Origin of the sequence: Campylobacter concisus, assembly GCF_015230035.1 — a bacterium.
In the GTDB taxonomy this organism is placed as follows: domain Bacteria; phylum Campylobacterota; class Campylobacteria; order Campylobacterales; family Campylobacteraceae; genus Campylobacter_A; species Campylobacter_A concisus_BK.
Window position 1 is genome coordinate 107,668 of the sequence record NZ_JAAKZD010000002.1, and the last position, 15,115, is coordinate 122,782.

General features: G+C 40.0%; 12 protein-coding genes. 10 read left to right on the forward strand and 2 right to left on the reverse strand.

Translation table 11 applies throughout. The features are described 5' to 3' along the window. Positions 1 to 226: 226 nt before the first annotated feature. Positions 227 to 2,800, forward strand: coding sequence for an ATP-dependent Clp protease ATP-binding subunit (locus G6W41_RS01755; protein ID WP_194170433.1), 2,574 nt, complete (start codon positions 227 to 229; stop codon positions 2,798 to 2,800). A 50-nt stretch (positions 2,801 to 2,850) separates the two neighbouring features. On the opposite strand, the gene G6W41_RS01760 is transcribed toward G6W41_RS01755, so the two are convergent. Then, positions 2,851 to 3,549 carry a CorA family divalent cation transporter gene (locus tag G6W41_RS01760; protein WP_107930596.1) on the reverse strand — a complete coding sequence of 233 codons (699 nt, stop codon included), beginning with the start codon at positions 3,547 to 3,549 and terminating at the stop codon, positions 2,851 to 2,853. After that, positions 3,539 to 4,669 carry a tRNA guanosine(34) transglycosylase Tgt gene (gene tgt, locus G6W41_RS01765; protein WP_194170434.1) on the reverse strand — a complete coding sequence of 377 codons (1,131 nt, stop codon included), beginning with the start codon at positions 4,667 to 4,669 and terminating at the stop codon, positions 3,539 to 3,541. The genes G6W41_RS01760 and tgt overlap by 11 nt, the downstream gene beginning before the upstream one ends. A gap of 79 nt (positions 4,670 to 4,748) precedes the next feature. Between tgt and G6W41_RS01770 the strand changes: the two genes are divergently transcribed. From G6W41_RS01770 to G6W41_RS01810, 9 genes are all read left to right on the forward strand, one after another. Next, positions 4,749 to 5,855 carry an MlaE family ABC transporter permease gene (locus G6W41_RS01770; RefSeq protein ID WP_103558129.1) on the forward strand — a complete coding sequence of 369 codons (1,107 nt, stop codon included), beginning with the start codon at positions 4,749 to 4,751 and terminating at the stop codon, positions 5,853 to 5,855. Next, entirely contained in the window at positions 5,852 to 6,592 is a 741-nt protein-coding gene (locus tag G6W41_RS01775) for an ABC transporter ATP-binding protein (protein WP_021086168.1), read from the forward strand. Before G6W41_RS01770 ends, G6W41_RS01775 begins: the two co-directional genes overlap by 4 nt. Then, positions 6,593 to 7,525, forward strand: a complete 933-nt coding sequence (locus G6W41_RS01780) for an MlaD family protein (RefSeq protein WP_107829716.1) — start codon at positions 6,593 to 6,595, stop codon at positions 7,523 to 7,525. Continuing rightward, complete coding sequence (locus tag G6W41_RS01785; RefSeq protein WP_002940902.1) at positions 7,522 to 8,082, forward strand: ABC-type transport auxiliary lipoprotein family protein; 561 nt, start codon at positions 7,522 to 7,524, stop codon at positions 8,080 to 8,082. The genes G6W41_RS01780 and G6W41_RS01785 overlap by 4 nt, the downstream gene beginning before the upstream one ends. Before the next feature lie 103 nt (positions 8,083 to 8,185). Further along, positions 8,186 to 9,604 (forward strand): COG3400 family protein, encoded by a 1,419-nt coding sequence (locus G6W41_RS01790; protein WP_194170435.1) that lies wholly within the window; start codon positions 8,186 to 8,188, stop codon positions 9,602 to 9,604. Positions 9,605 to 9,607: 3 nt separating this feature from the next. Next, positions 9,608 to 10,645 carry a 3-dehydroquinate synthase gene (gene aroB / locus G6W41_RS01795; protein WP_194170436.1) on the forward strand — a complete coding sequence of 346 codons (1,038 nt, stop codon included), beginning with the start codon at positions 9,608 to 9,610 and terminating at the stop codon, positions 10,643 to 10,645. Beyond that, positions 10,642 to 12,231 (forward strand): mechanosensitive ion channel domain-containing protein, encoded by a 1,590-nt coding sequence (locus tag G6W41_RS01800; protein WP_103608192.1) that lies wholly within the window; start codon positions 10,642 to 10,644, stop codon positions 12,229 to 12,231. Before aroB ends, G6W41_RS01800 begins: the two co-directional genes overlap by 4 nt. After that, complete coding sequence (gene mtaB, locus G6W41_RS01805; protein ID WP_194170437.1) at positions 12,231 to 13,469, forward strand: tRNA (N(6)-L-threonylcarbamoyladenosine(37)-C(2))-methylthiotransferase MtaB; 1,239 nt, start codon at positions 12,231 to 12,233, stop codon at positions 13,467 to 13,469. The genes G6W41_RS01800 and mtaB overlap by 1 nt, the downstream gene beginning before the upstream one ends. Then, complete coding sequence (locus G6W41_RS01810; protein WP_194170483.1) at positions 13,456 to 15,108, forward strand: ATP-dependent metallopeptidase FtsH/Yme1/Tma family protein; 1,653 nt, start codon at positions 13,456 to 13,458, stop codon at positions 15,106 to 15,108. The genes mtaB and G6W41_RS01810 overlap by 14 nt, the downstream gene beginning before the upstream one ends. Positions 15,109 to 15,115: the final 7 nt, after the last annotated feature.

Consider the following 15,115-nt stretch of genomic DNA (forward strand, 5'->3'; position numbering starts at 1 on the left):
TGTTCAAAATATCTCCTATATTTTTTGGCTCAATTTTATTAACATTTGGCTAAAAAAAGCATAAATTTAGCCTTATATTTTTAGCTTTTGTCTATTTTTAACACAAATTTATAACAGCAAATTTTAGCAATTAAATAAAAAGAGTGACAAATGTTATAAAAATACTTGACAATATAAGACTAAAGTTATATAATGCCGCCATTATAAAATAACTTAAGGAGCTTTAATGGCTGACATAACAGAAAATTTAACAGCACAGATGCAAGAGACACTTGAAAAAGGCGTTAGTTTAGCGATCTTTTCTAAAAATCCACAAGTTGTGCCACTTCACGTCTTTTGGGCTTTGCTCGCTGATAGTAATTCTATTTTAAATCAAGTATTTAATAAGATGAACATAAGTAAAGACGCGGTCGAGCTTGAGATAAAAAGCAAGATCTCGTCACTCCCAAGCAGCTCAAACGTCACAAAAGATAACGTTTCAGTTTCAAGAGAGCTTATAAATTCGCTTGAAAATGCAAAAGCTTTAATGGTAAGTATGGGCGATAGCTACATAGCTGTTGATACATGGATCATCTCGGCTCTTGAGCTTAGTGAGATCAAACAAATTTTAAGCAAATTTTGCGATATCTTAGAGATCAAAAAGAACCTTGAGAGCATAAGAGGTGGTAAAAAGATAGATAGCCAAACTGGCGATGATACTCTTGATAGCTTAGAGAAATTTGGTATCGATCTAACGCAAAAAGCGCTAAATAAAGAGCTTGATCCAGTCATCGGACGTGATGAAGAGATCACTAGGATGATGCAAATTTTAATAAGAAAGAGCAAAAATAACCCTATCTTGCTTGGCGAACCAGGCGTTGGTAAAACAGCCATCGTTGAGGGCCTAGCTCAAAAGATAGTTGCTCGTGACGTGCCAACAAGCCTTGCAAACAAGCGTGTTATCGCACTTGATATGAGTGCAGTCGTAGCTGGTGCAAAGTATAGGGGCGAGTTTGAGGACAGGCTAAAAGCTGTCATCGACGAGGTTAAAAAATCAGGCAACGTCATACTATTTATAGATGAAATTCACACCATAGTAGGAGCTGGTGCTAGCGAAGGCGGAATGGACGCTGCAAATATCCTAAAACCAGCTCTTGCACGTGGCGAGCTTCACGCTGTTGGTGCGACCACGCTAAAAGAGTATAGAAAATACTTTGAAAAAGATGCAGCACTTCAAAGACGCTTCCAACCAATAGACGTCAAAGAGCCAAGCGTAAATGAAGCGCTTCAAATTTTACGTGGCATAAAAGAGCGCCTTGAAGTTCACCACGGCATTACCATAACAGATAGCGCACTAGTCGCTGCAGCAAGGCTAAGTGACCGCTACATCGCAAACCGCTTCTTGCCAGATAAAGCGATCGACCTTATCGACGAGGCAGCAGCTGAGCTTAAGATGCAAATAGAGAGCGAACCATACGAGCTTTCAAAGATAAAACGCGAGATCGTAACGCTTCAAGTAGAAAAAGAAGCTCTAAAGATGGAGGATGCGGATAAAAATAAAGAAAGACTTGGCGAGATCGAAAAAGAGATAGCTGATCTAAATGAGAAAAAGCTAGCGCTTGATACTAAATTTGAAAATGAAAAGGCTGTTTTTGGTGGAATTTCAAAAGCAACAAAAGAGATCGATAGCTTAAAATCACAAGCTGAGATAGCAAAAAGAAATGGCGATCTTCAAAAGGCTGCCGAGATAGAATACGGCAAGATAGCAGACTCCAAAAAGCACAAACACGAGCTTGAAGAAAAATGGGAGCACATGAAAAAAGAGGGTGTGCTTCTTAAAAATCAAGTCGATGAAGAGCTTGTGGCTGAAATTTTGAGCAAATGGACCGGAATTTCAGTTAAAAAGATGCTAACAAGCGAAAAAGAGAAATATCTGCGCATCGAAGAGCATCTAAGAGAGAGCGTTGTCGGTCAAGATGACGCACTACACGCACTTGCGCGTGCTGTTAAGAGAAACAAAGCTGGGCTAAATGAGGGTCAAAGGCCGATTGGTTCATTTTTATTTCTTGGACCAACAGGCGTTGGTAAAACTCAGTCAGCTAAGGCTTTGGCTAAGTTCTTATTTGACGATGAGAAGGCGCTCATCCGCTTTGATATGAGCGAATATATGGAAAAACATAGCGTGAGCAGGCTTCTTGGTGCGCCTCCAGGATATGTAGGCTACGATGAGGGTGGCCAGCTAACAGAGGCAGTTCGCAGAAGACCTTACTCAGTCATACTTTTTGACGAGGTTGAAAAGGCTCATAAAGACGTATTTAACATACTTCTTGGCATTTTAGATGATGGACGCGCGACTGATAACAAAGGCGTAACGGTTGATTTTAAAAACACTATCATCATTTTAACTTCAAACATCGCTTCAAATTTCATAATGGAGCTAAAGGGCGAAGACCGTGACGTGGCTGTTAAAAATGAGCTTAAAAACTACTTTAAACCTGAGTTTTTAAATAGGCTTGATGATACTATCATCTTTAATCCTCTAAATGAGCAAGGTTTGATATCTATCGTTGAGATCATGTTTAAAGAGCTTGAAAAAACTCTTCACAACCGCGGTATCAAGGCAGTTTTAAGCGAAGAGGCTAAGAAATTTATCGCAAAAGCTGGCTTTGACATAGTTTATGGCGCAAGACCTCTTAGAAGAGCGCTTTATGAGCTAGTTGAGGACAAGATCGCTGATATGATTTTAAAAGATGAGCTTGAAAGTGGCGATGAGATCACCATTGATAGCAACGGCGAGAAGATCATCATTAAGAAAAAATAACTTCAAATTTACTTGGCAGGTTGGATCAACTTGCCAAGCCTCGCATAAATTTAACTAATATCCTTATTTGACCTGTAATAAAATATAAAAAATAGCACACAAAGCATCGCTACAAAGGCAAAGACTATCAATGTGCCATCTTTAAATGAGCTTAAAAACATGCCATTTGTATTCATGCCAAAAAAGCCAGTGATGAAATTTAGCGGCAAAAATAGAGCCGAAATGAGCGTCAAGAGGTAGATGTTTTTATTTATCTTGTCGTTTTTAGCGCTTTGTATAAATGTATAGATGTCTTCGACCCTGCAAGCATATTCGTTAGCTATTGTTTTAAAGACACTTGCTTCATGGATGCTGTTTTTAAGCTCTTTTTTTAGCCCTTGCTGCTCACTTTGACATATTGCAAGTGCTTCATAAAAGTGCGAAATGCTATTTTGAAATTTTCTGATCTCATACTTTAAAAAGTGGTGTCTTTTTATAAATTTCTCAAAATTTTTTTGACTAGCATAAATTTTCTCATACTCATTTAGCTCGTCTTGGTGCTCTAAAATTTTATTTGCATATTCGTTACAAATCCCCTTAATAGCTGCTTCAAACGCGCTTTTGTCACATTCATGCTCAAGATCTTCTTTGTAAATTTTGCCATCTTTGAATAAAAATTTAAAAACTTGCTTTTGCGATGATGAGATGAGCGTGATGTAGTCAAATGCATCTCCATAAAAATATCCACAAAGTGCGCTTTTATAGCTCATCTGCGCTCCTTTTTGCGTAGAAATTTCGCTTAAATTTAGCAAATTCGCCGACCTCTATCGCCTCTCTCATCTCTTTCATCAAATTTAGATAGTAGTGCAGGTTGTGAAGGCTTGCTAGTCTAAAAAAAGTTAGCTCTCTTGCCTTAAAAAGGTGGTTTAGATAGCCTCTGGAGTAGCGCTTGCAGGTGTAGCACTGGCAAGTTGGGTCTATCGGTGCGTGGTCGTTTATAAATTTGGCTGATTTTATATTTATCTTGCCAAAGCTAGTAAAAAGCGTGCCGTTTCTTGCGTTTCTTGTTGGCATGACGCAGTCAAACATATCAACGCCTCGCTCCACGTTTTCTACAAGATCTTCAGGCGTGCCAACGCCCATTAGATAGCGAGGTCTTAGCTCATCCATAAATGGCATAACTGCCTCAACCGTCTCATACATCGCCTCGTTGCTCTCGCCAACGCTAAGACCTCCTATGGCAAGGCCGTCAAATGGCATCTCATTTAAGGCTTCAGCGCAAAATTTACGTGCCTCATAGTCGGTGCCGCCTTGAACGATACCAAAGATATTTTGCTGCAAGCCAACGCCCTTGCTTTGCATAAATTTGTGGTAATCAATTGCCTCTTTTGCCCATTTTATTGTTCGTTTTATGCTTAGATCTATCCTTTTTGGCTCAGCAGGCAAGGCGACTAGATCATCAAGTATCATCATGATGTCGCTGCCTAGGTCATACTGCGTATCAAGGACGGATCTTGGCGTGAAGTAGTGCGTGCTGCCGTCGATGTGGCTTTTAAATTTTATCCCGCCATCGTCGTTTTTGGTGTTTGACCTAAGCGAAAATGCCTGAAATCCGCCGCTATCAGTTAAAAACGAGCGCTCAAATTTAGAAAATCCATGAAGTCCGCCAAACTCACGCACGACCTTGCTGCCAGGGCGCAAATACATGTGGTAGGTGTTTGCTAAGATTATCTTTGCGTCTAAAATTTCACTCATATCAAAGGCATCTAGGCTTTTAACTGCGCCAACCGTGCCAACTGGCATGAAAACTGGCGTTTGTATCACGCTGTGAGCAGTTGTTAGGACGCCGCGCCTTGCGTTGCCATCTTTTTTTATAACTTCAAATTTCATCTAAGTCCTTAAAATTTTTGATTTTTTATTTTAACAAAATTTATAATATAATCCAGAAATTTTAAGGCAAAGGAACTTTTTGCAAAAGAGAAATGATATCGTTTTTACCGAAGCAAACGGCACTGCGACCATAAAATTTGCAGGCGAGTTTAGCTACAAAGAGGCTAAAAATTTACAAAGCATTTTTAAAAAAATCCAAAAGCTTAACGGCAATGTTAAATTTGACTTTAGCGAGCTAAAGAGCATTGATTACGCTGTTTTGATCCTTTTAAAAAACACGCTAAATGGCAAGAAATTTGAGATCATCACAAATGATGAGAAGATAAAGGCGATGAGCGATCTTTTAAATGACGAGAAGATCGACTTTAACTATATGCCACCGCACAATAGCCTAAATTTTTTCTCGCGCCTTGGTGAGAAAATTTGCGAGGGATTTGTAAATTTGCTTGAGTTTGGCTCGTTTTTGGGCGAGTTTTTGATAAAGAGCGTGAGGATTTTATTTAATCCTGCAAATTTAAGATTTAGAGAATTTAGCAACTACATAAAAGATGGTGGCGTAAATGCTGTTTTCATCGTATCGCTCACCGCTTTTTTGATAGGTGTCGTGCTTGCTTATCTTGGTAGTGCGATGCTCGCAAGTTTTGGGGCAAGTATATTTATAGTTGAGATCATGGGCATGCTAACGCTTAGAGAGGTGGCACCGCTCATCGCTGCTATCGTCGTGGCGGGTAGATCAGCCTCCAGTTTTACCGCGCAAATTGGCGCTATGAAGCTAACTGAGGAGATAGACGCGATGAAGACGATGGGTTTTGAGCCATTTAACTTCTTGGTGCTGCCGCGCATCATCGCCATGGTGCTTTGCGTGCCTGTCATCATCTTTATAGCTGATAGCATAAGCATCTTAGGGCAGATGATCATTTGCCAAACGATACTTGATATCAGCTTTAGCGACTATCTCAATAGATTTCGCGAGATGGTCGAGCTTAGACACTTTGCCGTTGGCATGATAAAGGCTCCATTTTTTGGCGCGGTGATAGCGATCATTGGGTGTATGAGGGGATTTGGCGTTAGTCAAAACGCCCAAAGCCTTGGAGCGATGACAACCGTTAGCGTTGTAAATGCGATATTTTGGGTCATTGCGCTTGATGCATTTTTCGCGATAATTTTTATGTGGCTAAAGATATGAACGAGATAATAGTTGGAAAAAACATAACAACAAGTTATGGCGACAAGATAATGCACGATAATGTGAGCTGGAGCGTCAAAGAGGCTGAAATTTACGGCTTTTTGGGCGGTAGTGGCGCTGGTAAAACGACGCTTATGAAGACGATGATATATCTAAAAAAGCCAAGCAAGGGCGATATATTTTTTGACGGCGTCAATATGTGGAAAAGTAGCCAACAAGAACAACAAGATATAAAGCTAAAAAGTGGGACGATGTTTCAGTTTGGAGCGCTTTATAGCTCGATGACGATACTTGATAATGTGGGCGTTTTGCTCCATGAATACTCTAAATTTAACAAGCGCCAGATCGATGAGATAGCGATGTTTTGGATACAAAAGGTGGGGCTAAAAAAAGAAGTTTCAATGCTCTATCCAAGCGAGCTAAGTGGGGGTATGAAAAAGCGTGCCGCGCTTGCAAGAGCCTTGGTGCTAAGCCCTAGGGTGCTATTTTTAGATGAGCCAAACAGCGGACTTGATCCTGTTAGCTCGCGGCAGATGGACGCTCTCATAAAAGAGCTTCGTGATAGCATCGGCGTAACCGTTGTCATGGTGACACATGATGCGGATAGTATTTTTGATATTTTGGATAGATTTTTGATAATAGATAACAAAAAGATAGCCTTTGAGGGAGATATAAAAGAGCTTGAGCATCTTGAAAATAACCCGCTTGAAGAGCTATTTAAAATGAGGAAAAAGTAGATGGAAAATAGAAATTCTTATACCATTGTCGGCATGTTTTTCATAGCCTGCCTTACAGCATTTGCCATATTTATCTGGTGGATGACTAGCAAAAATAACACAAAGGTTGATTTTAAAGAGTATTACATCCACACGACCGAGCTGCCAAGCGGACTGAAGGTTGATTCTACGGTTAAATTTATCGGCGTGCCAGCTGGAAGCGTTAGTGATATAAATTTTGTCGATGACAAAAACGCTCTTATAAACATCACGATGAAGATAAGAGAGGATCTGCCTATCAAGGCTGATAGCGTGGCTAGCATCGAAGTTCAGGCTATTAGCGGTGTGGCTAGTATAAATATAAGCCGAGGCACGAAGGATTTTAAACCAGGCGATAAGCCTATCTTAAAGCTTGAAGAGAGCCTTCTTTCAAAGCTTGGAAACAACGCTGAAAACATCACTTTAAAGATAAATCAAACCCTTGATAAAGTTGATGGCTTTTTCTCAGCTGAAAATATCTCTCACATCGAGTCAATCCTAAGAAATATCGATAAATTTACACAGGTTTTAACCGATGAAAATGGTCTAAGCGAGGTTGATAGCATCGTTAAAAATGTAAAAAATTTCACCGACAGCCTAAACAAAACAGATACAAAAGAGCTTGCTAAAAATTTAAACACGCTAATCGCAAGTGCAAATTCAGTTTTCAAATCAGCAAATTCGGCTGTCACTGGATATAGCTCGCTTCAAGATATCATCACTCAAAAGGTAAAAAACGGCGAGTATGACCTTAGAAACACGGTCTCACCGCTTCTTAGAGAGGCCAGCGAGTTTTTAAATGGATTTGACAAGACGCTACGTGAGTTTAGAGGTGCGCTTCAAAGGCTTGAGGACAATCCTTATGAGTTTTTCTTCACAAATCCAGTGCCAAATGACAAAGGAGATAAAAAATGAGAAATTTAATCTTTCTAGCAGCTGCATTTTTATTTTTTGGCTGCTCGCTAAAGACCGACGTGCCAATGGCAACTATGTATGAAATTCACTACTCAAACAAGGAGTGCTCGGCTGAAAACAAGCAAAAAGAGCTAAAAAATGTCTTCATAGAAAACGTGAGCGCCCTTGATATGGTCGATACTAGAAAAATTTTAATCGTCGCTGAAAACAATAAGATAAGATATTTGACAGACGCCAAATTTGTATCTGAGCCAAGTGAGATGATCTATAAGTCGCTTGTAAAAGGACTTTACTCAAACTGCGCTGCAAAGCCGATATTTTCGCCAAATGCAAAAGATCTTAGGCTAAAAGTTAGCATCATCTCACTTCAAATAAGAGGCGATAAGGCCGAAGTTTCGCTAGCGTATGAGCTATTTAACGCAAACACCTCGCTAAAATCAGGCATGATCACAAAAGAAATTTTCTGCCCAGACCCAAGCTCAAGCACCATTTTTGAGACTATAAATAAAGCTGCAAATTCAGCTATCGATACTTTAATCTCTGAAATAATCTACTAAAATTTTCTTAAATTTTTTGGCTGTGGAAGCTTAAATTTACAGCCAAAAATAGCTTATTTTAAAGACCTTTTGTTATAATGCGGCTTTAAAATACGGAGAATTAATGAAGAAAATTTTAATAATCGCTGGTGGAGCTTTTGCAAGAAATTTTTTAGATAGACTTCTTGGAGCAAAGTCAAATTTACACCACTACATCGTTGTTTCAAACGAAGATCACAGCCAAAAGGCAAATTACGAAAATTTCACATTTTATCAGTTTGATCCAACTAGTCTTTCAAAGCTAAAGAGCATAAGTGATGGCTATTTTAGCCAGTTTTGTATCGTGAGTGAGAACAAAAATGAAGCGGTTGCTGTTTATGAAAATTTAAGACAGATCAGCACAAAGACTGAGACCATTTTTATGAACTCATGGGAGCTTGATGAAAAGTACAAGGAGACTTTTGCAAGCGATAAGCACCTAAGTGTGGTTGATATAAGAGATATCGCAGCTTCAAGGCTCATGGACTATCTGCCAGATATGCCTGTATATGCTGATAATATCGGCTTTAGTGAGGGCGAGATCATGGAGGTTAAGGTGCCTATTGGAAGCTCATATATGTATCGCCATGTAAGCTCGATCGCTCAAAAAAGATGGCGGATAGCGCTCATTTACAGGGGCGCTGAGATCATCTTGCCAAAGCCAAACACAATGATCCAGCCAAGCGATATCTTGCTAATCGTTGGCGATCCAAACGTGCTTCAAAACGTCTATCGCTCGATAAAACGCGAAAGTGGGCAGTTTCCAAGTCCATTTGGCAGCAACATCTACACGCTAATCGATATGAGATCAATGAGCAAAGAGCGAGTTGGCAAGCTTATAAAAGATAGCTTATATGTGCATTCAAAGCTAAATAACAAACGCCTTATTTTTAGGGTGATAAACCCAACTTTAGGCGAAAATTTAGAGACGCTAAAGGCGATAAAAGAGAAAAATATCCTTGTTTTGATGGATTATTTTAATAGCGACAATAAATCTATAAAAGATGACGTTTTAAAACACGACATCGGACTAATCATAAGCGACGATAGATACTTTTTTAAATTTCAAAAGCTATTTTATGAGCTTAAAATCCCAGTGCTAAAAACGGGCAAAATTTTGCTCTCAAAGATAAAAGAGGGCGTGATACTGGGCGATCAAAGCCAAGAAGTGGAAAATCAATCAGCCGTCATTACAGACTGCTGCGCGCAGCTTGATTTGGAGATGAGATTTTACTATTTTGATAACAAACATAGCGACGATGAGGCGTTAAAAGAGCACTTTGAGAGCATTAGCACGCTATTTTCAAAGCGCATAAAGATAGAAAATCACAGCCTCAAAAACCCGCTAGTGAAGCTAAAAGGCACAAATGATCTGCTTCATTTTGTGATGTTTAGCAAGAGCGTGGCAAATGGTGGCGCTTTTGCCTTTTTATCAACAAATTTAAATAGACTTTACAAAAAACTAAGTCAAAACGCACAGCTTTTTGTGCCAGTAAGTGAGTAGAAAATGCAGATAAATTTAAACCTTAAGGAAAAGGCGTCAAGCTATAAAATTTATATAAACGAGCTTGAGAGATTAGAGCTAAAAGGCAAGGTTGGCATCGTCACAAACGCCAAAGTGGCGGGGCTTCACCTTGAAAAGCTACTTAGCGTTTTAAAGTGCGATGAGAAATTTATCATAAGCGTGCCAGACGGCGAGGAGTATAAAAATTTAACAACGATAGAGCAAATTTTAGAGCAGCTTTTTGTTAGTAAATTTGACCGCTCATCTACGCTCATAGCTCTTGGCGGTGGCGTCATCAGCGATATGACTGGCTTTGCGGCAAGCATATATGAAAGAGGGATAAGCTTCATTAATATCCCAACCACGCTTCTAGCACAAGTCGATGCTAGTGTGGGCGGAAAAACTGGGGTAAATAACAAATTTGGTAAAAATTTAATAGGCTCATTTTATCAGCCAAAGGCAGTTTTTTGCGAGATAAATTTCTTAAAAACATTGCCAAAGAGAGAATTTGCAGCTGGCGTGGCTGAAGCCTTGAAAATGGCGATAACCTTTGATAAAGAGATGTTTAGCTGGCTAAAGAGCGTAAATTTAGACGATGAAAATTTAGCAAAGCTAGTTGAAAAGTCGATAAATTTAAAGGCTAGGGTGGTCGAGCAAGACGAGAAAGAAAAGGGTCTAAGAGCCATCCTAAACTACGGACACACCTTTGCTCACGTCATCGAAAATGAGACAAACTACAAAGAATTTTTACACGGCGAAGCGGTGGCGATAGGTATGAATATGGCAAATCACCTAAGTGTTAGACTGGGTCTCATGAGCGAGGCGCAGGCAGAGGAGATCAAGCAGGTATTAGTAAAATTTGATCTGCCTGTATGCTATAAAATAGAAAATGAATATGCATTTTACGAGGCGTTTTTTATGGATAAAAAGACAAAAGGTGATAAGATAAATTTCATCATCGCAGATAAAATCGGCAGTGCGTTCATCAAAAATGACGTCAAAAAAGAGGACATTTTAGAAACTTTGAGAGAATTTAAATGAAAAAGATCCTAGTTTTTTTAGTTTTTTGCTTTGCGCTTTACGCTGAAGAGAACGCTACACTTGAGCAAAATGTCTCACAAAATTTACAAAATAGCGAGCTTATAAAAGAAATTTCAAACCTAGATAACTCCCTAAAAAACAACATCTGGATCACAAGATACGCCAACTACAACACCTATCAAAAGCTTCTTGATGAGCTAGAGCAAAATGAAAATGAGCTTAAAAAGCTTGACAAAGGCTCAAAAAGAGGTGGCGATCTCATTAAGAGAAGTCAAACTCTAAAAGAGCAGATAAATTTGCTAAAAGAGTATGAGAAAACACCATTTTCAAATATGCTTGCAGCACCAGAAATGGAGACACCACCTAGGATAAATAGCCCAGTGGCGCTGGTATCTGGCTTTTCATACATCAAAAAGATAAGAAGCGACAAGATAGAGTATCAAAGACACATCAAAGAGCTTGACACCTTGCTTGAAAAGCTTGAAGCAAAAGAGAATTTGCTAAATAGGCTAAATTTGATAGATGACAGCGAGCAAAATAGAGCAAGTCTAAACCTTGCAAAGCAAGAGATAGGTGACTTCAAAGCGGCAAAACAGATCGCTGATACCACTTATAGCGTCTATGAAAAAAGGGCAGATGAAGCGGTAAATATGACGACATCTGACATAAAGGCTCAGTTTTTAAGCATGGGCTACACAGCCATCGTCATCCTTTTAACGATCGGACTAACATTTATCGCTAAATTTATTGTTAAAAGAACGATCACGGATAACGAGAGATTTTACACGGTCAATAAATTCTTAAACGTGCTAAACATCACCGTTATCATCATAATTTTGCTCTTTTCATACATCGAAAACGTCACATATCTAGTAACCGTGCTAGGTTTTGCCTCAGCTGGTATCGCTATTGCGATGAAAGATATGTTTATGAGTATGCTTGGCTGGATGGTTATCATGTTTGGTGGCACGATCCATGTGGGAGACCGCGTCAGGGTCTATCACGACGGTAGCGAATTTGTGGGCGATGTGATAGATATTTCGCTGCTTCGCTTAACCGTTTTTGAAGACGTTAGCTACTCGACCTATAAGACAAACCGCCGTGCAGGTAGGATCATCTTTGTGCCAAATAACTACATCTTTACAGATCTCATCGCAAACTACTCGCACTACGGCATGAAGACCGTTTGGGATGGCATAGATGTCGTGATAAGCTTTGATAGCAATCACAAAAAGGCCGCCTATCTAGCAAAAAATATAGTAAAAAAATATTCAAAAGGCTACACTGACATCGCAAAACGTCAGATGAACAAGCTAAGAAGCCAGTACAGCATCAAAAATCCAAACGTAGAGCCAAGAATTTATACATTTTTTGAGCCTTACGGCATAAATATCTCATGCTGGTTTATGTCTAACTCATACGCCACGCTCGCTCTTAGAAGCACGATAAGCGCTGAGATCATAGAGGCATTTTTGGCTCATGATGATATAAAGATAGCTTACCCAACACAAACTATGTTTATAGGCAAAAAAGAAACGCCAAGCGATCACGTAGCTCACGCTGAGCAAGAGGGCGAAAATATCTAATGCAAAAGATATTTTTTAAAACATTTGGATGCCGCACAAATATCTATGACACCGAGCTTTTAAAGAGCTACATCAAAGACTACGAGATCACAAACGACGAAGAGGTTGCTGATATCGTCGTTATAAACTCATGCACCGTGACAAATTCGGCTGATAGCGGCGTTAGAAACTATATAAACGGCGTAAAAAGACGCGGCGCAAAGGTCATACTAACAGGATGTGGTGCAGTTAGTAAGGGCAAGGAGCTTTTTAGTAGCGGCGTCTTTGGTGTGCTAGGAGCTAGTAAAAAGAGTGATCTAAACGAGCTTTTAAAACAAGAGAAGCCATTTTTTGAGCTTGGAAATTTAAATTCAGTCGATAAAAACATCGTCACAAACTACGAAAATCACACAAAGGCCTTTATAAAAATTCAAGAAGGTTGCAACTTTAACTGCAGCTACTGCATCATCCCCTCAGTGCGCGGCAAAGCTAGGAGCATGGATGAAGCGATGATCTTAAAAGAAGCTAGAATTTTAGCTCAAAATGGCTATAATGAGCTCGTCTTAACTGGCACAAACATAGGCAGTTACGGTAAAGATACAAATAGCTCTCTTGGCAAATTGCTAGCAAATTTAGGCAAAATTTCAGGCATCAGACGCATAAGACTTGGCAGTATCGAACCAAGCCAGATAGATGAGAGTTTTAGAGAAATTTTAAAAGAGGAGTGGCTGGAGCGCCATCTTCACATCGCACTTCAGCACACGAGCGAGGCGATGCTAAAGATCATGCGCAGGCGAAACAACGCATTTAGCGACCTAGAGCTTTTTAATGAGCTAAGCTCCCTTGGCTTTGCTTTGGGGACTGACTACATCGTGGGTCATCCAGGTGAGAGTGAAGAAATTTGGGCAGAAGCGGTGGAGAATTTCAAGAAATTTCCTATCACACATCTGCACGCTTTTGTCTATTCGCCTAGGCGTGATACGCACTCAGCGACACTAAAAAGCGATGTAAGCGGCGATGTAGCAAAGGCAAGGCTAAAGGTTTTGCAAGGCATTGCCTTTAAGAACAATGAAAATTTTAGAAAAAATCATAACGGGGCTTTAAAAATTTTAGTTGAGCAAAAAAACGGCGACTTTTACGAGGGCTTTGATCAGTTTTACAACAAAGCTAAAATTTCTAGTCAAAATGACATAACAAAAGAGTGGTTGGAGGTAAGCGAATATGAAATTAAGCCAGATGCCAATTATGCAAAAATTTAAATTTAACAAAAAAAATATCCTGATAATAGCCGCTGTGGCTCTGATAATAGCGCTACTTTTTGCTGTTAGCAAAGAGCCACGAAACATCACCTACTCGCAATATATGCAACTAATGGATGGAAATTTCATCGATAAAGCGGTCATCGACGAAGACGAGGTCATCCTCTATGCGCAAAATAACCGCTTTGCCATCATAAAAGAGGGCATAGATATAAAAGAGCTCATCAAAAAGGTTCCAGTCGAGCGAAGCGTGCAGTATATCACTCCTGGCATGGTCTGGGGAAGCATCATCTTTGTTTGCCTTGTGCTTTGGTATTCCTATATTTTTAGGGCTATTAAGAAAAAAGAGGAGAGCCTTTTAAACAAAAAAGACGGCGCTTTTGAGATAGAAAGCGTGCTAAACCAAAATGCGATGCCAGTTATCTCAAACGTGAGATTTAGCGATGTGGCAGGCATTAGCGAGGTCAAAAGCGAGCTTAGTGAGATAGTTGATTTTCTTAAAAATCCGCAAAAATATAGAAATTTTGGTATCAAAATGCCAAAAGGCGTGCTGATGATAGGCCCTCCAGGCGTTGGTAAGACGCTTGTGGCAAAGGCTGTTGCAGGTGAAGCAAATGTACCGTTTTTTTACCAAAATGGAGCAAGCTTTGTTCAAATTTACGTCGGCATGGGCGCAAAAAGAGTTAGAGAACTCTTTAGCAGAGCCAAATCTTACGCGCCTTCGATCATTTTTATCGACGAGATAGACGCCGTTGGCAAGAGCAGGGGTGGGGCTAGAAACGACGAGCGAGAAGCCACACTCAATCAGCTGCTAACCGAGATGGATGGCTTTGAGGACAATTCTGGCGTCATCGTCATAGCTGCGACAAACAGGATAGAGATGATCGACGAGGCGCTACTTAGATCGGGCCGCTTTGATAGGCGTATATTTTTATCAATGCCTGATTATAACGACAGGGTGGCGATCCTAAACACATATCTAAAAGATAAAAACTGCGAAATGCCAGCCGAGGATATCGCTAGAATGAGTGTTGGCTTTTCTGGCGCAGCGCTTAGCACGCTTGTAAATGAAGCTGCGATAAACGCCCTAAGAAATGGCGAGAGCGTGCTTAGGATGAGGGACTTTGAGGCTGTTTTAAACAAGGTCTTGCTCGGCAAGAAAAAGGTGCTAAGCTACAGCGAGAGCGAGAAGAAAATTCAAGCCATCTATCAAGGTGCAAAGGCGCTAAGTGCCTACTGGTTTGATGTGAAATTTGAAAAAATTTCGCTCATAGAAGATCGCTTTATGGCGACTGAGCAAGAGATCGAGTCGAAGTCGCAGATGCTCTCACGCATAAAGGTGCTCATATCTGGCATGTGCAAGCTTGAGATAGATGAGAATGACATCTTTTCAAACTCAAGCAACGATCTAAATTTAGCAAAAGAGATCGCCTCAAAGATGGTTTATGAATACGGCATGGGAAATTCTTTCGTGCCAAATCCAAACGATGTGGAAGAGATTTTAAAACAGGCAAAAGAGGAGATAATCTCCTTTTTAAAGGGTACAAACGAGCAGATCGCAAGGATAAGCTCATATCTGCTTGCTTATGAGAGCGTAGATAAAGAGACGCTTGCTAAAATTTTAAATGAAAACTACTAATAAAGGA

What these genes read in the sequence shown, in the direction of transcription:
- aroB (WP_194170436.1), top strand. Translation starts at nt 9,608, where the DNA reads ATGCAGATAAATTTAAACCTTAAGGAAAAGGCGTCAAGCTATAAAATT.
- G6W41_RS01755 (WP_194170433.1), top strand. Translation starts at nt 227, where the DNA reads ATGGCTGACATAACAGAAAATTTAACAGCACAGATGCAAGAGACACTT.
- G6W41_RS01810 (WP_194170483.1), top strand. Translation starts at nt 13,456, where the DNA reads ATGCAAAAATTTAAATTTAACAAAAAAAATATCCTGATAATAGCCGCT.
- G6W41_RS01775 (WP_021086168.1), top strand. Translation starts at nt 5,852, where the DNA reads ATGAACGAGATAATAGTTGGAAAAAACATAACAACAAGTTATGGCGAC.
- G6W41_RS01785 (WP_002940902.1), top strand. Translation starts at nt 7,522, where the DNA reads ATGAGAAATTTAATCTTTCTAGCAGCTGCATTTTTATTTTTTGGCTGC.
- G6W41_RS01760 (WP_107930596.1), bottom strand. Translation starts at nt 3,549, where the DNA reads ATGAGCTATAAAAGCGCACTTTGTGGATATTTTTATGGAGATGCATTT.
- G6W41_RS01800 (WP_103608192.1), top strand. Translation starts at nt 10,642, where the DNA reads ATGAAAAAGATCCTAGTTTTTTTAGTTTTTTGCTTTGCGCTTTACGCT.
- mtaB (WP_194170437.1), top strand. Translation starts at nt 12,231, where the DNA reads ATGCAAAAGATATTTTTTAAAACATTTGGATGCCGCACAAATATCTAT.
- tgt (WP_194170434.1), bottom strand. Translation starts at nt 4,669, where the DNA reads ATGAAATTTGAAGTTATAAAAAAAGATGGCAACGCAAGGCGCGGCGTC.
- G6W41_RS01780 (WP_107829716.1), top strand. Translation starts at nt 6,593, where the DNA reads ATGGAAAATAGAAATTCTTATACCATTGTCGGCATGTTTTTCATAGCC.
- G6W41_RS01790 (WP_194170435.1), top strand. Translation starts at nt 8,186, where the DNA reads ATGAAGAAAATTTTAATAATCGCTGGTGGAGCTTTTGCAAGAAATTTT.